Consider the following 17,914-nt stretch of genomic DNA (forward strand, 5'->3'; position numbering starts at 1 on the left):
GCCGTGGTGCACAGTGCGGCCGTCGGGCCGCGGGTTACGGCTTGGGCAGGACGCAGCCGCTCGCGTTCAGGTCGAGCCTGTTGCCGGTGGTGAAGCAGGCCGGTATCTGGTACGTCTCCTCGGCGTAGTTGATGCCCTGCCGGACGGTGACGTTGCCGCTCTCGTCGACCTCGCACGGGTTGTTCACGGTGCAGCGCTCGCCGTCCTCGTTGCCGGTGTTGTTGACGGCGACGACCTTGCCGGTGGCGGTGTCGACGACGGGCGAGCCCGACGTACCGCCGATGGTGTCGCAGGCGGAGGTGTAGCGGACGGAGTCCTTCCAGGTCCAGTCGCCCTCCTTCAGGCGGTAGACGAAGCCGTCGATGGAGCAGCTGTAGATGCGCTTCCAGTAGCCGGAGACGACCTTGATGGACGTGCCCGCGACCGGGTGGCTGTCGTTCAGGGTCAGCGCGGGGATGCCGTAGGAGCTGCGGATCTGCGCGTAGGTGCGGGTGAGTTGGTAGATCGTGATGTCCGTGTCGGTCATGGTCGAGTAGGCGACCTTGGCGGCGCGGAGGGTCGCGACCCGGCTGCCGGCCGAGTTGAGCAGGCCGAAGGAGCGGCTGGAGGACTGGCCGACGATGACCTCGCCGGGCTCCGGGAAGCCGGTCTCCAGGCAGTGGCCGTTGGTGAGCACGAGCGCCGGGTCGCTGTCCGCGGAGGCCGGGAAGCGGACGAGAGAGCCGGAGCAGTTGCTCAGCGCGACGGTGCCGGCGAAGTCGACGGCCTTGAGCGCGGGCGCCGCCCCGACCGTCTTCGTCGCGGACGCGGACGCCGCACCGCCGGTCTGCGTGGCGGCGACCGCGGGTGCCATGCCCGCCCCGGTGATCACCAGGGTCGCGAGCGTGGCGAGGAGAGGCTTGTTCATGTGGGGGTCCCCTCTTTCAGACGCGGGCGGCCGGAGATCTTCCGGTCGCCTGTCTTGTCATGCGCATTGTGATAGCGCGAGGGAACGGCCACAAGAAGCCGTCAGGCCGAAGCAGACAGGCGGCAAGTCGCCAGAAGGCGAGTCGCCGGACGGCAAGTCGTCAGGCGACGAGCCATCAGGCGACGGGCCGTCAGAAGCGCCGGGCCGTCGAATGCCGGACAGGTTTTAGTGCCAGCGACCGCCGCCGTGACCCCCGCGACCGCGGCCGGCGGAACCCGGTGCGCTGGACGTGGCGGTGGGCGTGGATGTCGGGGCGGTGGCCGACGCGGTGGAGGTGGAACCCGACCGGGAGGGCGGCCCGCTCGTCGTCCGCGAGCCCGGCGCGCTCTGCGAGGCGGTGGCGTCCGCGCTCGACGTGGCGGCCGGGGACGTACGACCGTTGTCCGAGGCGGAGGACCCGGGGACGCCGGCCGACGCCGGGGCCTGCGGGGATTCCGCGGACGGGGTGTCGCTCGCGGCCGTGCCGGTGTCCGCCGTCGACTCCCCGTGCTCCCGGTCGCCCCGGGCTCCGCTCCCCGACGAGTTCAGCGCCGTGAAACCGGCGATCACGGCGAGGGACACGACCCCCACGGCCCCGGCGGCGACCACCGCACGCCGCGACCGCCGGGCGTCACGCCGCTGCTCCGCCCGCCGCGCACGGCGTCCGCCGCCCGGCCCCGTGACGCCGGCCGCGTCCACGACGCCGTGCGGCTCGGCGCCGCCGTCCGGTTCCTCACCGGGATACGGCTCCGCGGCGCCGTACGGTACTGCCGCGCCGTACTGTTCCGCGCCCTCGTGCTGCTCCGCACCCGCGGACGGGTCGGCCGGCACCGGGGGCATCTCCCGTGTCTCGTCGTACGCGGTCTGCCACCCGTGGGCGGCCGCCGGGTCGGCGTACTCCTCGTACGCCGGGGTCGGCGCGGCATGCGGGTGGTACACGTTCGGCGGCCCCTGGGGCCCGTCACCCGAGCGGGGGACACCAGGAGTCTGGGGAGGCATGGACATGGCTTGAAATCCTAGGTACCCGAGGGGCCGATGGGACAGCTACCGCCGGTAATAGCCCTTTCCGGCCGTCTCGCGTGGCGGATAACACGACCCATGGGGCGTTACCAAGCCGTAAGCTCCCAGACATGCAGGTGATCCAGTCGACCAAGCTCGCCAATGTCTGTTACGAGATCCGGGGCCCGGTTCTCGAGGAGGCCATGCGGCTTGAGGCGGCGGGTCACCGCATCCTCAAGCTCAACACCGGCAATCCGGCCGCCTTCGGCTTCGACTGCCCGCCGGAGATCCTGGAGGACATCCTCCGCAACGTCTCCACGGCCCACGGCTACGGCGACGCGAAAGGCCTGCTGGCCGCCCGCCGCGCGGTCGTCATGCACAACCAGACCCTCGGCATCGAGACCGACGTCGAGCACGTGTTCATCGGCAACGGCGTCTCCGAGCTGATCGTGATGGCGATGCAGGGGCTGCTGGACGACGGCGACGAGGTGCTGGTACCTGCGCCGGACTACCCGCTGTGGACGGCCGCCGTCTCGCTGTCCGGCGGCACCGCCGTCCACTACCGCTGCGACGAGCAGTCCGACTGGATGCCCGACCTCGCCGACGTGGAGCGCAAGGTCACCGACCGCACCAAGGCGATCGTCATCATCAACCCGAACAACCCCACGGGCGCGGTCTACGACCCGTCCGTGCTCAAGGGCCTGACGGACATCGCCCGCCGGCACAACCTGCTGGTGTGCTCCGACGAGATCTACGACAAGATCCTCTACGACGACGCCACCCACACCCCGACCGCCGCGATCGCGCCCGACCTGCTGACGCTGACGTTCAACGGCATGTCCAAGGCGTACCGGGTGGCCGGCTACCGGGTCGGCTGGATGTCGATCTCCGGCCCGCGCGCCCACGCCGACTCCTACATCGAGGGCCTGACGATCCTGGCCAACATGCGCCTGTGCGCGAACATGCCGGGACAGCACGGAGTGGTCGCGGCGCTCAGCGGCAGGCAGTCCATCAAGGACCTGGTCCTGCCGGGCGGACGGCTCAAGGAGCAGCTGGACGTCGCCTACGACCTGCTCACCCAGATCCCGGGCGTGTCCTGCGTACGCCCCAAGGGCGCGCTGTACCTCTTCCCGCGCCTGGACCCCAAGGTCTTCAAGATCAGGGACGACCGTCGGATGGTCCTGGACCTGCTGCGCCGGGAGAAGATCATGGTCGTGCAGGGCACGGGCTTCAACTGGCCCGAGCCGGACCACTTCCGGGTCGTCACGCTGCCGTCGGTCGGCGACCTGCGCGACGCGGTCGGCCGGATCGGCACCTTCCTGGACGGTTACAGCCAGCCCTGAGCACGGTCGACCCATTCACTTACGGTGCCCTTACGACCCGGTTGCGCGAACCGGCTCAACTTTAGACGGATTCTAAGCTAGGATGCCTTCTGTCAGAGCACAGGAGGCCATCCACCATGTACGAACCGATCCGCACCAAGTCGGTCCACAGCACGATGGCCGGCACCACCTCCGACTTCCCCCACCGTTCCCGCGAGGAGGAGCTGGACATCCAGCTCGCGGGTCATCTCGCGGCCCTGCTCGCCACCACGGACGAGCTGCGCGCCATGGCCCCGTCCGCCGACCTGGACACGGCGGCCGAGCGCCTCGCCGGCCAGGTGACCCGGCTGCGCGCAGGCCGCGCCCCGGTCCGCGCGTCGAAGACCGCCGGTGCCGTCGGTCAGGACCCGGGCGAGGCGGCGGCGCTGCACCAGAGGGCGCACGCGCTCGCCGGTCGCGCCCTCGTCGTCGCCGCGTCCCGGGCGGACACGGCGGCGGCCATCCTGGCGGCCGAGCGGATGGACGCGCACGCGGCCGCTGCCGAGCGGGGGGAACACCAGGAGCTGAGTGGCGCCGCCTCATGAACGGCCCCGGTCCGCGCGCACCCACAGCGACGCGCGGACCGGGCGCCATCACACGTGCCGACGATCGTCGGCAACCGTCGGCCGGGTCGTCCCGGCCCTTTGGTCCTCCCGTCCTCCGGTCCCCGGATGTGGGTGAGCTACGGCGGGCACCGTGACGAGTTCGAGTCAGCCGAAGATCACCACGAAGAGGATGAACGCCACGAGGATCGCGAGCACGATCCACCAGACCGGCCAGTTCCCGCGGCCCTGCGGCTCCTCCGGGCCGCCGCCACGCGGACGGTCCTCTTCCAGGTCCGGGGTCTCCGGACGGTCGTGCTTGTAGAAGTCACCATCTCCAGCCATGCCCTGATCACGCTCCTTCACCGGGGTGACTCCCGGGTACCCCTGAGCTGACCCGGCCATACGGCCATGAGTGACCTACGCGACACAGCCGCGGGCGACCCCGCCGGGCGCCCCGTCACGCCACGCCGAAGGGGCCGGACGCGCACGCCGTTGTGCGCGTCCGGCCCCTGAGGCCCTCTCGGGCCTGGCCACGCCGCGGCCGGCCGGAGCGACATCGCAGGTCAGGGCAAGTCGCGGCCGGCCGCGGAGCTCATGTCGTCCGGGTGGCCGCCCGGGACGACGCGGAGGGCGGGTCTCAGCCCAGGCGCTCGACCAGCGCCCGGTACTGGTCCCACAGCTCCTTCGGGGTGTGATCACCGAAGGTGTTCAGGTGCTCGGGGACCAGGGAGGCCTCCTCGCGCCAGACGTCCTTGTCGACCGTGAGCAGGAACTCCAGGTCGGACTCGGACAGCTCCAGGCCGTCGGTGTCCAGCGACTCCCTGGCCGGCAGGATGCCGATCGGGGTCTCGACGCCCTCGGCCTTGCCCTCCAGGCGCTCCACGATCCACTTCAGCACGCGGCTGTTCTCGCCGAAGCCGGGCCAGACGAACTTGCCCTCGTCGTTCTTGCGGAACCAGTTGACGTAGTAGATCCTCGGCAGCTTGGACTCGTCGCCGTCGCGGGCTACCGCCGTCCTGCCCATCTCGATCCAGTGGCCCATGTAGTCGCCCATGTTGTAGCCGCAGAACGGCAGCATGGCGAACGGGTCGCGGCGCAGCTCGCCGACCTTGCCCTCGGCCGCGGCGGTCTTCTCGGAGGCCACGTTGGCGCCGAGGAAGACGCCGTGGTTCCAGTCGAAGGACTCCGTCACCAGCGGCACCGCGCTGGCCCGGCGGCCGCCGAACAGGATCGCCGAGATCGGCACGCCCTTGGGGTCCTCCCACTCGGGCGCGATGATCGGGCACTGGGAGGCGGGGGTGGTGAAGCGGGCGTTGGGGTGGGCGGCGGGCTCGGCGGAGTCCGGGGTCCAGTCGCGGCCCTTCCAGTCCGTCAGATGGGCCGGGGTCTCCGGCGTCATGCCCTCCCACCACACGTCGCCGTCGTCGGTGAGGGCGACGTTGGTGAAGACGGAGTTGCCCCACAGGGTCTTCATGGCGTTGGCGTTGGTGTGCTCGCCGGTGCCGGGCGCCACGCCGAAGAAGCCGGCCTCGGGGTTGATCGCGTACAGACGGCCGTCCTCGCCGAACCGCATCCACGCGATGTCGTCGCCGATGGTCTCGACGGTCCAGCCGGAGATCGTCGGCTCCAGCATGGCGAGGTTGGTCTTGCCGCAGGCGCTCGGGAAGGCGGCGGCGACGTACTTGGACTCACCGGTGGGCGGGGTGAGCTTGAGGATCAGCATGTGCTCGGCCAGCCAGCCCTCGTCGCGGGCCATGACGGAGGCGATGCGCAGGGCGTAGCACTTCTTGCCGAGCAGCGCGTTGCCGCCGTAGCCGGAGCCGTAGGACCAGATCTCGCGGCTCTCGGGGAAGTGCGAGATGTACTTGGTGGAGTTGCACGGCCAGGGGACGTCCTCCTGGCCCGGCTCCAGCGGGGCGCCGAGGGTGTGCACGGCCTTGACGAAGAAGCCGTTGTCGCCGAGCTCGTCGAGGACCGGCTGTCCCATGCGGGTCATGGTGCGCATGGACACGGCGACGTAGGCGGAGTCGGTGATCTCGACGCCGATCGCGGAGAGCGGGGAGCCCAGCGGCCCCATGCAGAACGGGACGACGTACATCGTCCGGCCCTTCATCGAGCCGCGGAAGACGCCGCCCTTGCCGTCCGTGCCCTGGAAGATCTCCCGCATCTCGGCGGGGGCCTTCCAGTGGTTGGTGGGCCCTGCGTCCTGCTCCTTCTCGGAGCAGATGAACGTGCGGTCCTCCACGCGGGCCACGTCCGAGGGGTCCGAGGCCGCGTAGTAGGAGTTGGGGCGCTTGATCGGGTCGAGTTTCTTGAACGTGCCCTTCTGAACGAGCTCCTCGCACAGTCGGTCGTACTCGGCCTCGGATCCGTCACACCAGACCACGTTGTCCGGCTGCGTGAGTTCCGCGATCTCGTTGACCCACGAGATCAGGTCCTTGTGGTTGGTCGGGATGACGGTGGGAGCCGCGATGTCTCGCGCCACGATCGCTCCTAAATGAGGGGTTTTTGTCTTGTCGCCCCGTGGGGGCTTCGACCCGGATGCTTCGCAGCCGCTCATCCGGTGCCGACCGCACTCATTTGATCATCCGACTAGTGCGCCCATCTGTCCAGGGGGCCGCACAGGTGAGCGACGTGAGGAAGGCCACGGTTTCCGTGATTCTTTGCGTCCACCTTGGGTTCAGCAGAAGGACTTTTTGCGTTCCGGGGCCTCTACGCGATCACTCGCCGCTCACTCTGTGCACTCACACCCGACTTACGGTGACGTAGGTACGATGCCCCGCATGACTGCGTCCGCCTCCGACGCGCCCCTGGACAAGCCGGCCGGTAGCCGCGGTCCGGCGGCGCTCTCCCTGCCGCATCCGGTCAAGCCGAAGCTGCGCGGCTGGCTGCACCTGGCCATGTTCCCCGCCGTGCTCATAGCGGGCCTGGTGCTCACCGCGCTGGCCGACTCCACCCGAGGCCGGATCGCCTGCGGCGTCTACGTCCTGACCGCGTGCCTGCTGTTCGGGGTGAGCGCGCTCTACCACCGGGGCAACTGGGGCCCGCGCCTGGGCGGCCTACTGCGGCGCCTCGACCACGCGAACATCTTCCTGATCATCGCGGGCACCTACACGCCGCTGACTCTGCTGCTCCTGCCCGGGGCCAAGGGCCAGTGGCTGCTGTGGGGGATCTGGGCGGCGGCCCTGGCCGGCATAGTCTTCCGCGTCTTCTGGGTCGGCGCCCCGCGCTGGCTCTACACCCCCTGCTACATCGCGATGGGCTGGGCGGCCGTGTTCTTCCTGCCGGACTTCCTGCGTACCGGCGGCATCGCGGTCCTGGTCCTGGTGATCGTCGGCGGACTCCTCTACAGCGCGGGCGGCGTCGTCTACGGCATCAAGCGCCCGAACCCGTCCCCGCGCTGGTTCGGCTTCCACGAGGTCTTCCACTCCCTCACGCTGGCGGCCTTCGTGGTGCACTACGTGGGGATCTCCCTGGTCGCGTACCAGCACGCCTGACCCTCCGCACCCCCCACGGCCCCTCACGCCCCTCCAGGCCACGGCTCGCACGAGCCGTGGCCTTTTTCGTGCGCCCCGAAGTCCGTCGCCATGCGTCCGGAAGTCGATACCGATTGACAGTACCTATATTTTGAGAGCTACTCTCATTTCATGGCTACTGTCACTCAGGCGGAAGACGCACGGCGCGACCCGCGCCGCTGGTGGGCCCTGGGGGCCCTGGTCGCGAGCATGCTCACGCTCGGTTTCGACATGACGATCCTCAACGTGGCCCTGCCGACCATGGCCGGCGAACTCGGCGCCACCACCGGCCAGCAGCAGTGGATGGCGGACGCGTACGTCGTCGTCTTCGCCGCGCTGATGCTCCCGGCCGGGCTGCTCGGCGACCGGTTCGGGCGCCGCCGGATGCTGATCACCGGGCTCGGGCTCTTCCTCGCCGGCTCGCTGGTCGGGGCCCTGGCCGGGGACGTGAACTGGGTCGTCGCGGCCCGGGCGTTCATGGGCGTCGGCGGGGCGCTCGTCACCCCGCTCGCGCTCTCCGTGCTGCCCTCGCTCTTCGGACCCGACGAGCGCACCAAGGCCGTCGGCATCATCTCGGCCGCCTCCGCGCTCGGCCTGCCGCTCGGACCGATCATCGGCGGCTGGCTGCTGAACCACTTCTGGTGGGGCTCGGTCTTCCTCGTCAACGTCCCGATGGCCGCGATCGGCATCACCGCCTGCGTGTTCCTGCTCCCGGAGACCAGCGACCCCGCCTCCCCCAGGGTCGACGCCCTCTCCACGGCGCTCACCGCGACCGGCCTCGGCGCCCTCGTCTACGCGATCATCGAGGCACCCGACCGCGGCTGGGGCGACCCCCTGGTGCTCGCGATGTTCGGCGCGGCCGCGGCGCTGCTCACCGCGCTGGTGCTGCGCGAGAGGCGGGCCGTACGGCCCATGCTGGACATGACGCTGCTGGCCCAGCGCGGCTTCCTGTTCAACGCGCTCGCCGCGACCCTGGTGATGTTCGTCCTGTCGGGCCTGCTGTTCGTACTGCCCCCGTATCTCCAGGCCGTCCTCGGCCACGACGCCTTCGGCACCGGTCTGCGCCTGCTGCCGATGATGGGCGGCCTGATGATCGCCGCGAGGGGCACGCAGCCGGTCGTCGCACGGTTCGGCCCACGTGCCGTGGTCAGCGCCGGCCTGGTGGTGCTGGCCTTCGCCGCGCTGCTCGGCAGCCGTACGACGGTCGGCTCCGGCTACGGCTTCACCGCGCTGTGGCTCTCGATCGCCGGTGTCGGATTCGGGTTCTCCGTCGTACCCGCGATGGACGGCGCCCTCGGCACCCTGCCCCGCGACCGGGCCGGCAGCGGTTCGGGACTGCTCATGACGCTGCGCCAGGTCGGCGCCGCCATCGGCATCGCCCTGCTGGGCAGCCTGCTCGCCGGCGTCTTCCGCGACCGCCTCGACGTCACGGGTCTGCCCGCGCGCGCCGCCGACACCGCCGGTGACTCGGTCGTCGCCGCCCACCTGGTCGGCGAGAAGCTGGGTTCGGCCCGTCTGGCGGCCTCCGCGGACACCGCGTACGTCCACGGCATGGGCGTGGTCCTGCTGGTGTGCGGCATCGCCGCCCTGGTCGCCGCGCTGCTGGCGGCGGCCTTCCTGCCGAGGGCGACGCCGGCGCCGTCGACCTCGGAAAGCGTCACCCCCGACGTGGTCGCCCCGGTGGAGGATGCCCGACAATGAACCCCATGACGGCCGCACGTTCCCGCCTCTCCCCCGCCGACCGCCCCCAGCTGGGACTTCGTGAGCGCAAGAAGATCAAGACCCGCGAGGCGATCCGCGACGCGACGTACGCGCTGATCAGGGAGCAGGGGTACGACGCCACGACGATCGAGCAGATCGCCGACCGGGCCGAGGTGTCGCCGTCGACCGTCTTCCGCTACTTCCCGACCAAGGAGGACATCGTCCTCACGGACGAGTACGACCCTCTGATGCTGGAGGAGTTGCGCGCACGGCCCGCCGACGAGCCCTGGATGGACTCGCTGCGGCACGTGATCCACATGTCCCTCGACGCGATGATGGCGGAGGATCCCGACGCGGTCCGGATGCGGGCGCACCTCGGGATCCAGGTCCCGGCCGTCCGCTCCCGGATGGTCGAGAGCATGTCGGAGACCGGGCGGATGCTCCGCGGGGCCCTCGCCGAACGCACCGGCCTGGACCCGGACGGCCTCGACGTGCGCGTCTACGCCATGTCCCTCACCGGCGGCCTGATGGAGGTCTACATGCACTGGGCGGAGACCGGCTTCCAGGGCGAACTGGTCGACCTCGTGGACCGGGCCCTGGACGTCCTGGAACACGGCCTCCCCACCGGAAACCCCTGAGCCCCGCGGCCCCTTCCGTGACATCCTGACCGGGTGAACGGTCCCGAGATCCACGTCGAGTTCGCCCCCGAGCTGGCCCTCTTCCTCCCGAACGGCCGACGCCGGGAAACCGGAGAGGTCCCGACCGACGGCGTCTCCTCCCTCGGGCACGTCGTGGAGTCGCTGGGCGTGCCGCTGACCGAGGTCGGGGCGCTGGTGGTGGACGGCCGCCGGGTGCCGCCGTCGTACGTCCCGGCCGCGGGCGACTCCGTGGCGGTGCGGCCGGTCGAACGCCCCCAGCAGGTCCCCGGCGCTCCCCTGCGCTTCCTCCTCGACGTCCACCTCGGCACCCTCGCCCGCCGCCTGCGCCTGCTCGGCGTGGACACGGCGTACGAGTCGACGGACATCGGCGACGCCGCGCTCGCCGCCCGCTCGGCGGCGGAGAAACGGGTCATGCTCAGCCGCGACCGGGGCCTGCTGCGCCGCCGCGAACTGTGGGCGGGCGCCTTCGTCTACAGCACCCGCCCCGACGAGCAGCTCCGCGACGTCCTCGACCGCTTCCACCCCGAGCTGCGGCCGTGGACCCGCTGCACCGCCTGCAACGGCCTGCTGAAGGAGGCGACCAAGGAAGAGGTCGCCGACCAGCTGGAACACGGCACCCGGCGCACGTACGACGTCTTCGCCCAGTGCCGCTCCTGCGGCCGCGCCTACTGGAAGGGCGCCCACCACGACCAGCTGGAGGCGATCGTGCGGCGCGCGCTCACGGAGTACGCGGACGCGGACGCGGACCGCGGCTGACACCGGCCGGTGTGAGCATGTGAGCCGCGTCGGCCGTTTCGACCCGGGTCAGCCGCCGAGCGCGACCCGCAGCCGCTCCGGGTCGGTCGTCGGCGCGTCGCAGGTGAAGTCGCGGCAGACGTACGCCGTCGGCGCGCCGTTGACAAGAGGCCGGTCGGCGAGCAGCGGGAACTCGTCGCTGCCGGGGACACCGTAGGCGACGACGGCACCGGGGGCGGCGCCCAGAAGAGCCGTACGGTGCAGGGTCCTCGCGGCCTCGTCGGCGAGCGAGGGCCCGACGACCGCGATCTCGCGCGGCCCGTCGAGCGCCGCCTCGGCGACGGCCAGCCCCCAGCCGATGAAGCGCGGCACGCGCGGGCCGAGCGCCTGCACGACGCCCAAGGCCCGCTCCGCGGCGGTGCGGTGGGCCTCCGACCCGGTGTGGGCGGCGTAGGCGAGCAGGGCACCGGCGGCCGCCGTCCAGCCGGAGGGGGCGGCGTTGTCGGTGGGGTCCTGGGGCCGGCGGATCAGCTTCTCGGCGTCGGCGGCGGTGTCGTACAGGGAGCCGGACTCCGCGTCGGTGAACCGGGTCAGGACCTGGTCGAGGAGCAGGCCCGCGAAGTCCAGCCAGACGCCCTCGCCGGTGACCGACGCCAGCGCCAGGAAGCCCTCGGCGACGTCGGCGTAGTCCTCCAGCACCCCGGCGTTCGCGCCGACGTGCCCGTCCCTGCTGGTGCGCGACAGTCCGGCGTGCTCGTCCATGTGCAGCCGTACGAGGAGGTCGGCGGCGCCGACCGCGGCCTCGACCAGATCGGGCCGGTCGAAGTACGCGCCGGTCTCGGCGAGGGCGGCGACCGCCAGACCGTTCCAGGCGGCGACGACCTTGTCGTCCCGGCCCGGGGCGGGCCGCTCGGCACGCGCGGCGAGCAGCCGGCGCCGCACGGAGGCGACCCGCTCGGCGTCGAACACACCTTCCTGCTGCGGCAATTGCAGCACGGAGGACCCGTGCTCGAAGGTGCCCTCCACGGTCACCCCGAAGTACTGTGCGGCGAGTTCGGCGTCCTCGGGACCGAGGACGTCACGCAACTGCTCCGGCTTCCAGACGTAGTAGGCACCTTCCACATGCCTGCCCGTGCCGTCGTCGCTGTCGGCGTCGAGCGCCGAGGCGAACCCGCCCTCGCCGGTGCGCAGTTCACGGACCATGAAGTCCGCGGTCTCCAGGGCGACCCGGCGCGCGAGCTCGGATCCCGTGGTGCGCCACAGATGGGCGTAGACACGGCACAGCAGCGCGTTGTCGTACAGCATCTTCTCGAAGTGCGGCACCACCCAGTCGCGGTCGACGGAGTAGCGGGCGAAGCCGCCGCCGAGCTGGTCGTAGATGCCGCCGCGGGCCATCCGCTCGCAGGTGTCCCGGGCCATCTGCAGGGCCCCCTCGGAGCCGGTGCGGGCGTGGTGGCGCAGCAGGAACTCGAGCACCATCGACGGCGGGAACTTCGGCGCCCCGCCGAATCCGCCGCGCTGCGGATCGTACTCGCGCGTCAGCCCGAGCAGCGCCTGCCCCAGCTCCTCCGGGCCCGGCGTCCGGGTCCCGCCGAAGTCGATCTCCCGCTGGGCCAGGTCCCGCACGATCTTCCCGGCGACGTCGGCGACCTCCTCCCGCCGGGTCTCCCAGGCCTGCCGCACGCCCTGCAGCACCTGCCGGAAGGACGGCATGCCGTGCCGGGGCTCGGGCGGGAAGTACGTACCGAAGTAGAACGGCTCCGCCTCCGGCGTCAGGAACACGGTCATCGGCCACCCGCCCTGCCCGGTGGCCGCCTGCACCGCCTCCATGTACACGGCATCGACGTCGGGCCGCTCCTCACGGTCCACCTTGATGTTGACGAAGTGCTCGTTGAGGTAGTCGGCGGTGCCCCGGTCCTCGAAGGACTCGTGAGCCATCACATGGCACCAGTGACAACTCGAGTACCCGACACTCAGCAGCACGGGCTTGCCCGTCCTGCGCGCCTCCTCGAACGCCTCCCCCGACCAGGGCCACCAGTCGACCGGGTTCCCGGCGTGCTGGAGCAGATACGGAGACGTCTCATGAGCCAGTCGGTTCGGCATACCCCCATCCTGCCTCACCCGCACCGGCCAGGCACGGAACGTGATCGCCGCCGGGCGGTACCGGGCCGCCTCCACCGCCGTGATCGTCGCCCTCTCGCGTTCGTGGATGGCTCGAAGGACACTCGTACGCAAAGGAGTTGTCGCCGGAGGGGGACGGTTCATGCGGGACGGGCATCGGGTGGAGGCCGAGCGGTTGCTGGCTCGGGCCGTGGAGGAGGAGGTGCGGCGGTCGGGTGGCCGGGTGGACGGCGGGGTGCTGCTGTCGCGGGCCCGGGCGGCCCTGGACACCCTCGCGGAGCCGGCGGCCGAGGAGTACGAGGCGTACACCCGGGCACTGGACGAGGCGGCGGCCGGGCAGCTGACCTTCGCGCAGCGGTATGCGCGGGAGGGTGCCGGGACCGCGCTGATGGTCGCGGTCGTCGCCGCGGGCGCCGCCGCCGTCGCCGATGCCGCCCTCGGTACCGGCCCGGGTACCGCCGTCGGCGCGGGCGTCGTGGCCGGTGTGGTCGGCGCGGCGGCCACCGTCGTGAAGGTGACCGCGGCGCATCTGCCCGCGGCCCACCACCGGGCGGGCGCCGCCGGTCAGCCCGGTGGCGCCGAGCAGCTGCGGCTGCAGTGGCTGACCGCGCTGGAGGTGCGCGGGATCCGTCCCTTCCTCGATCAGCAACGCGTGCTCAGCGCCTCCACGACGCCGAAGAAGGCGGCACCCCGGTTGCGGGGCACGGACAAGAGCGCGGCGGCCCGCAGGCGCAACGTGCTGGAGCAGTCCTTCGGTCAACTGCCGCAGCCGGACGGCGTGTTCGCGGGTCGGCGGCAGGAGGTGGCGCGGATCCGGCAGTGGGTGCAGGCGGCCCGTGCCAGCAGCGAGACCCGGCCGACGGTCGTCGTGCTGCACGGCACGCCGGGCTCCGGCCGCACCACCCTCGCCGTCCGGGCGGCCCACGACCTCAAGGACCAGTTCCGCGGCGCGGTCGTCGTCGACCTGCGCGGGGACAACACGGAGGAGGCGCCGCTGACCACCCGCGAGGCCCTGCTGCATCTGCTGAACCGGCTCGGCGCGCCCCGCGAACAGTTGCTGTTCCGTGAGCGGTCCTCCGCCGACCAGCAGGTCAAGCGGCTGGGCGAGCTGTACGACCAGCAGCTGACGGGCCTGCCGGTGACGATCGTGCTGGACGACGCCCAGGACGCCGAGCAGGTCCGCGCCCTGATCCCCGAGCGCTCCGACTGCCTGGTCCTGGTCACCGCCCGCAGGCCGCTGCGGCTGCCCGCCGAGCTGCCGGCCTGGGTGTACCAGCTGCCGGTCCAGGCCCTGGACGAGGCGGGCGCGGAGGAGCTGCTGGGCGCCGCGGCGCAGGACGTCTCGGGGCCGTACGACGCGGAGTCCGCCGAGCGGATCCGCCGGTTGTGCGGTGGGCTGCCGCTGGCGCTGCGGATCGCGGGCTCCTCGCTCGGCCCGCGCTCGCCCCGCCAACTGGCCACGGATCTCGAGGCGTACGGGCCGGTGGAGCCCGTCGAACGGGTGCTGTGGCTGCGCTACACCGACCAGCCGGAACCTGCCCGGCGGCTGCTGCGCCGCCTCGCGCTGGCGGGCCGTACCTCGCTGGGCGCGGCGGCGGCCGCCGCGCTGCTGGCCACGGACGAGGAGGAGGCGTCCCGCCGGCTGGCGGAACTCGCCCGGGCGGGCCTGATCGACCATGTGCGGGGCAGCCGCTACCGGCTGCACGACCTGGTGCGGGACTTCGCCCACGCCCGGCTGCTGGACGAGGAGGATCCCGACGAACGTACGGCGGCGCAGGAGCGGCTGATCGGGAACTACGCCGAGCTGGCCGACTCGGTGCTGCGCCTGGTCGACGGCAACAACTCGACCCGCTCGGACCGCTTCAGCCCGCACGGCTTCACCTCCCTGGACGACGCGCTGCGCTGGCTGGACGACGAGTCGAGCTTCATCACCGCGGCCCTGAAGCACGCGGAGGGCGTGGACCAGGCGGCCGTGCTGCATCTGCTGGGCGCGCTGTGCGACTACTGCCTGCTGCGCGGCGACCTGTACCGCCTGGGCGAGATCAGCGAGCTGACGCAGGCCGTCGACCAGGGGCTGCTGGTCCGTTCGGTGCAGTGGCGCACCGGTATCGCGGCCCGTCAGCTGGGCGAGCTGGACAAGGCGCGCACCACGCTGACGTCGGTGGTGGATCTGTACAGGCAGGCCCATCACGACGCGGGCGCGGCCCGTGCGCTGAACTCCCTGGGAATCACCCTGCACCACCAGGGCAATCTCACGGAAGCGGCGGCCAGGCTGCGCGAGGCCCTGGACCTCCAGGCGGCTCCGGAACTGGCGACGGACCGGGCGTGGACGATGCACGCGCTCGCGGCGGTGGAACGGGACCGGGGAAACCTGGCCCAGGCACTGGACCTGCTGACGCGTTCGCTGGTGCTGCACCGGGAGGGCGGCTCGGTGCACGGCGAGGCGTGGGCCCACTTCCAGCTGGGCCAGCTCGCGCTGCGGCTGGGCGAGGTGGAACGCGCGGAGGCCGATCTGGGGCAGGCCCTGGACCGTTACGGCCGCACCCGTGACGCGCGCGGCGAGGCGTGGGCGCTCACGCAGCTGGCGCGGGCCCGGCTGGTGGCCGGTGACGGCTCCGAGGCGGTGGACGGGCTGCGCCGGGCGGCGGCCCGGCACCGTGACAACGAGGACGCGCGCGGCGAGGCGTGGACGCTGTACCACCTGGGCCAGGCGCTGGAGGAGACCGGCGATCTGGACCGGGCGGTGCGCGAGCTGGAGCGGGCCCGCACGATGTTCTCCCGGATGCGGGACGTGTACGGGCTGGCGTGCGCCCGCCACCATTCGGCGCGGGTGACCCGCGACCAGCGGGCGGCGCAGACCGGTTCCCTGCGCAACTCCGGTTTCGCCCGCCAGCTGCTGGCCGACGCGCGCGCCGACTTCCAGCGGATCGGCGTCGCCCACGGCGAGGCCTGGACGTGTCTGGAGCTGGCCGTGGTGGACGCGGGCAACGCCCGCACCCAGCAGGCGCTGGGCCTGTGCGACGAGGCGCTGGCCCTGTTCGCCTCCTACGGCGACCGCCGCGGCGAGGACTGGGCACGTTTCCTGCGCTGCACCCTGCTGCCGTACGCGGCGCCCGGCGGCGTGGAGGTCGGCACGGCGGTCGCCCAGGAGGAGCTGTCCGCTCTGGCCCGCGCCGGCCATGCGCTGCGGGACGCCAAGCTGGAGCCGTACCTCGACGCCTACCAGCTGCTGCTGGAGCGCGGGGTGGACCTGGAGGCGGGCTGGCAGGCCTGGCGTCTGGGCATGGCGCCGGACCGGCACGCCCGCGAGGTGATGGGGGTGGAGATCGCACCGGTGCGGGGGTGAGACCGCGGGCGCGGCACGGCAGCACGACGTGACCCGTGTCACGCCACAGGGTGGCGTGGCGTCACATCACTCTGCGGGGTGACACGGGCACCGCACTCTGTGGCAGCGGGCGGGCGTGAGCCGCTGTGTCAGCCCTTGGAGGGCTGGGCCTCGCCGCCTCCCGGGGCGCCCTTGCGGGGCGTGTTCGTGTCCGTCTCCGGGGTCTCCTTGAAGTCCACCTTGCCCATGTGGCGGTTCATGGACTTCATCAGGCCCCACACGGCCACGGCCATCACCGCGAAGACGATGAAGCCGAGGACGCCGGGGGTGACCTTGTCCTTGTCGAACTCGGCCAGAGTGACCAGGTGCGTCGTTGCCAGGCTCGCGCTTGCGCTCATGTCAGGCATTGTCCCTCAGGGCCGGCGGACGCCCGCAAAGAGGTCGTCCTCGGGGAGGGAGGTGTCCACGAGGGACTTCGCGAGCTCGTACTCCTCCGTGGGCCAGACCTCCTTCTGGATCTCCATCGGCACCCGGAACCAGCCGCCGTCGGGGTCGATCTGCGTGGCGTGGGCGATCAGCGCCTTGTCGCGGATCTCGAAGAAGTCCGCGCACGGGATGTGCGTGGTGAGCGTGCGGTCCTTGTGGCCGGACTTATCCCAGCGCTCCAGCCACTCGCCGTAGGGGGACTCCAGGCCGCGGTCCAGCAGGGCCTTGTGCAGCGCCTCGGTGCGGGGGCGGTTGAAGCCCTGGTTGTAGTACAGCTTCAGCGGCTGGTACGCCGGGCCGTACTCCGCCTCCGGGTACTTCTCGGTGTCCGCCGCGCCCTCGAACGCCACCATCGAGATCTTGTGGGTCATGATGTGGTCGGGGTGCGGGTAGCCGCCGTTCTCGTCGTAGGTGGTGATCACCTGCGGACGGAAGGCGCGGATCTTCCGCACCAGCTCGCCGGCGGCCTTGTCGACGTCCTCCAGCGCGAAGCACCCCTCCGGCAGCGGGGGCAGCGGGTCGCCCTCGGGCAGGCCGGAGTCGACGAAGCCGAGCCACTCCTGCGTGACGCCGAGGATCTCCCGGGCTTCGTCCATCTCCCGCTTGCGCACCTCGTGGATGTGCTCCTCGATGTACTTGTCGCCCTGGAGCTTGGGGTTGAGGATGGAGCCGCGTTCTCCGCCCGTGCAGGTCACCACCAGCACGTCCACCCCCTCGGACACGTACTTCGCCATGGTGGCCGCGCCTTTGCTCGACTCGTCGTCGGGGTGCGCGTGCACGGCCATCAGTCGCAGCTGGTCAGTCAAGGCTCATTCCTCAAGGTCAGGTCGGTGCCCGGTGTCCGCGGGCGTCAGCGGGTACCGCCCTGGTGACTCTCCGTCGTCACGGGGCGGCGGCCGAGCGGCACGCCGGGCCTTCTATAGTGACCGAATCGGGGGCGGAATAATTCCGGAGTACGGCTCCGGGAGCCCCTCGCGGGGCGTGTGTCCCGCACCGGCCGAGAGGACGATCATGAGTACGGCGAGCACCCGGCTGCCCGAGGGCCGCTACGGCCGCTCCTCGGACGAGCGCGCCGATCACAAGCTCAAGATCGCGGGCGCCGTCCTGGGCGCGGCGCTGCTCGCCCTGATCGGCTGGTTCGCCTACCACTACGTCGCGCAGAACAAGATCAGTGCGCAGGTCGTCTCGTTCGAGACCTCGGACAACGCGGTGCGGGTCCATCTGGAGGTCCACAAGGACGCCGACACCCGCGGCTACTGCACGCTGCGCTCACAGGCGGCCGACGGCAACGAGGTCGGCCGGGCCGACTTCCGCTTCGACGAGCACGCCAAGCAGATCGACAAGGTGCTCACGCTGCGTACGACGTCCCGGGGGACGACCGGCGAGCTGCTGGGCTGCCACGCCGACTGAACGCTCCGGTGCCTTCCGGAATACGTCGGCGCTGACCTGCGTTGACGTGATTCTGAGGCTTATGTCCTCCCCCTTTCCCCGCTGAATTGTTAGGCTCGTGGTTTCGCCCAT

15 protein-coding genes are annotated in these 17,914 nt (G+C 71.6%); 8 read left to right on the forward strand and 7 right to left on the reverse strand.

What is annotated here, in order from left to right; translation table 11 throughout:
• Window positions 1-34 precede the first annotated feature (34 nt).
• Window positions 35-907 (reverse strand): S1 family peptidase, encoded by an 873-nt coding sequence (locus IE318_RS00760; protein WP_189895567.1) that lies wholly within the window; start codon window positions 905-907, stop codon window positions 35-37.
• Between the two features lie 225 nt (window positions 908-1,132).
• Window positions 1,133-1,951, reverse strand: a complete 819-nt coding sequence (locus tag IE318_RS00765) for a hypothetical protein (RefSeq protein ID WP_189895568.1) — start codon at window positions 1,949-1,951, stop codon at window positions 1,133-1,135.
• Window positions 1,952-2,076: 125 nt separating this feature from the next.
• Between IE318_RS00765 and IE318_RS00770 the strand changes: the two genes are divergently transcribed.
• Window positions 2,077-3,288 carry a pyridoxal phosphate-dependent aminotransferase gene (locus IE318_RS00770; RefSeq protein ID WP_189895569.1) on the forward strand — a complete coding sequence of 404 codons (1,212 nt, stop codon included), beginning with the start codon at window positions 2,077-2,079 and terminating at the stop codon, window positions 3,286-3,288.
• 116 nt (window positions 3,289-3,404) lie between these two features.
• Window positions 3,405-3,851 carry an SCO4983 family protein gene (locus tag IE318_RS00775; protein WP_189895570.1) on the forward strand — a complete coding sequence of 149 codons (447 nt, stop codon included), beginning with the start codon at window positions 3,405-3,407 and terminating at the stop codon, window positions 3,849-3,851.
• 165 nt (window positions 3,852-4,016) lie between these two features.
• Here IE318_RS00775 and IE318_RS00780 read toward each other — a convergent pair whose 3' ends face one another.
• A complete protein-coding gene (locus tag IE318_RS00780) occupies window positions 4,017-4,193 on the reverse strand; it encodes a membrane protein (protein WP_030165745.1) in 177 nt (58 codons plus the stop codon).
• A 295-nt stretch (window positions 4,194-4,488) separates the two neighbouring features.
• The gene (locus tag IE318_RS00785; RefSeq protein WP_189895571.1) at window positions 4,489-6,336 is read right to left on the reverse strand and encodes a phosphoenolpyruvate carboxykinase (GTP); all 1,848 of its coding nucleotides are present in this window, start codon (window positions 6,334-6,336) and stop codon (window positions 4,489-4,491) included.
• Between the two features lie 298 nt (window positions 6,337-6,634).
• On the opposite strand from IE318_RS00785, the gene trhA reads away from it, so the two are divergent.
• The 4 genes from trhA to IE318_RS00805 all read left to right on the forward strand — a co-directional run bounded on the left by trhA (window position 6,635) and on the right by IE318_RS00805 (window position 10,482).
• Window positions 6,635-7,348, forward strand: coding sequence for a PAQR family membrane homeostasis protein TrhA (gene trhA / locus IE318_RS00790; protein ID WP_189895572.1), 714 nt, complete (start codon window positions 6,635-6,637; stop codon window positions 7,346-7,348).
• A 150-nt stretch (window positions 7,349-7,498) separates the two neighbouring features.
• Complete coding sequence (locus IE318_RS00795; RefSeq protein ID WP_189895573.1) at window positions 7,499-9,067, forward strand: MFS transporter; 1,569 nt, start codon at window positions 7,499-7,501, stop codon at window positions 9,065-9,067.
• 5 nt (window positions 9,068-9,072) lie between these two features.
• Window positions 9,073-9,705: a TetR/AcrR family transcriptional regulator gene (locus IE318_RS00800; protein ID WP_189895574.1), complete on the forward strand. Its 633-nt coding sequence runs from the start codon at window positions 9,073-9,075 to the stop codon at window positions 9,703-9,705.
• 33 nt (window positions 9,706-9,738) lie between these two features.
• Window positions 9,739-10,482, forward strand: a complete 744-nt coding sequence (locus IE318_RS00805; protein WP_189895575.1) for a Mut7-C RNAse domain-containing protein — start codon at window positions 9,739-9,741, stop codon at window positions 10,480-10,482.
• Window positions 10,483-10,530: 48 nt separating this feature from the next.
• On the opposite strand, the gene IE318_RS00810 is transcribed toward IE318_RS00805, so the two are convergent.
• The gene (locus tag IE318_RS00810) at window positions 10,531-12,564 is read right to left on the reverse strand and encodes a thioredoxin domain-containing protein (protein ID WP_189895576.1); all 2,034 of its coding nucleotides are present in this window, start codon (window positions 12,562-12,564) and stop codon (window positions 10,531-10,533) included.
• Between the two features lie 160 nt (window positions 12,565-12,724).
• Here IE318_RS00810 and IE318_RS00815 point away from each other — a divergent pair, with 160 nt between their 5' ends.
• Entirely contained in the window at window positions 12,725-15,928 is a 3,204-nt protein-coding gene (locus IE318_RS00815; RefSeq protein ID WP_189895577.1) for a tetratricopeptide repeat protein, read from the forward strand.
• Between the two features lie 128 nt (window positions 15,929-16,056).
• Here the strand turns inward: IE318_RS00815 and IE318_RS00820 are convergent, their stop codons facing one another.
• A complete protein-coding gene (locus IE318_RS00820) occupies window positions 16,057-16,314 on the reverse strand; it encodes a hypothetical protein (RefSeq protein WP_189895578.1) in 258 nt (85 codons plus the stop codon).
• A gap of 6 nt (window positions 16,315-16,320) precedes the next feature.
• Entirely contained in the window at window positions 16,321-17,199 is an 879-nt protein-coding gene (gene mca, locus IE318_RS00825; protein ID WP_189895579.1) for a mycothiol conjugate amidase Mca, read from the reverse strand.
• Window positions 17,200-17,404: 205 nt separating this feature from the next.
• Here mca and IE318_RS00830 point away from each other — a divergent pair, with 205 nt between their 5' ends.
• Window positions 17,405-17,803, forward strand: a complete 399-nt coding sequence (locus IE318_RS00830) for a DUF4307 domain-containing protein (protein WP_189895580.1) — start codon at window positions 17,405-17,407, stop codon at window positions 17,801-17,803.
• The last annotated feature ends 111 nt before the right edge of the window (window positions 17,804-17,914 follow it).

The organism is Streptomyces spiralis (assembly GCF_014654675.1).
Taxonomy (GTDB): Bacteria; Actinomycetota; Actinomycetes; order Streptomycetales; family Streptomycetaceae; genus Streptomyces; species Streptomyces spiralis.

What these genes read in the sequence shown, in the direction of transcription:
- IE318_RS00760 (WP_189895567.1), bottom strand. Translation starts at nt 907, where the DNA reads ATGAACAAGCCTCTCCTCGCCACGCTCGCGACCCTGGTGATCACCGGG.
- IE318_RS00765 (WP_189895568.1), bottom strand. Translation starts at nt 1,951, where the DNA reads ATGTCCATGCCTCCCCAGACTCCTGGTGTCCCCCGCTCGGGTGACGGG.
- IE318_RS00770 (WP_189895569.1), top strand. Translation starts at nt 2,077, where the DNA reads ATGCAGGTGATCCAGTCGACCAAGCTCGCCAATGTCTGTTACGAGATC.
- IE318_RS00775 (WP_189895570.1), top strand. Translation starts at nt 3,405, where the DNA reads ATGTACGAACCGATCCGCACCAAGTCGGTCCACAGCACGATGGCCGGC.
- IE318_RS00780 (WP_030165745.1), bottom strand. Translation starts at nt 4,193, where the DNA reads ATGGCTGGAGATGGTGACTTCTACAAGCACGACCGTCCGGAGACCCCG.
- trhA (WP_189895572.1), top strand. Translation starts at nt 6,635, where the DNA reads ATGACTGCGTCCGCCTCCGACGCGCCCCTGGACAAGCCGGCCGGTAGC.
- IE318_RS00795 (WP_189895573.1), top strand. Translation starts at nt 7,499, where the DNA reads ATGGCTACTGTCACTCAGGCGGAAGACGCACGGCGCGACCCGCGCCGC.
- IE318_RS00800 (WP_189895574.1), top strand. Translation starts at nt 9,073, where the DNA reads ATGACGGCCGCACGTTCCCGCCTCTCCCCCGCCGACCGCCCCCAGCTG.
- IE318_RS00810 (WP_189895576.1), bottom strand. Translation starts at nt 12,564, where the DNA reads ATGCCGAACCGACTGGCTCATGAGACGTCTCCGTATCTGCTCCAGCAC.
- IE318_RS00815 (WP_189895577.1), top strand. Translation starts at nt 12,725, where the DNA reads ATGCGGGACGGGCATCGGGTGGAGGCCGAGCGGTTGCTGGCTCGGGCC.
- IE318_RS00820 (WP_189895578.1), bottom strand. Translation starts at nt 16,314, where the DNA reads ATGCCTGACATGAGCGCAAGCGCGAGCCTGGCAACGACGCACCTGGTC.
- IE318_RS00830 (WP_189895580.1), top strand. Translation starts at nt 17,405, where the DNA reads ATGAGTACGGCGAGCACCCGGCTGCCCGAGGGCCGCTACGGCCGCTCC.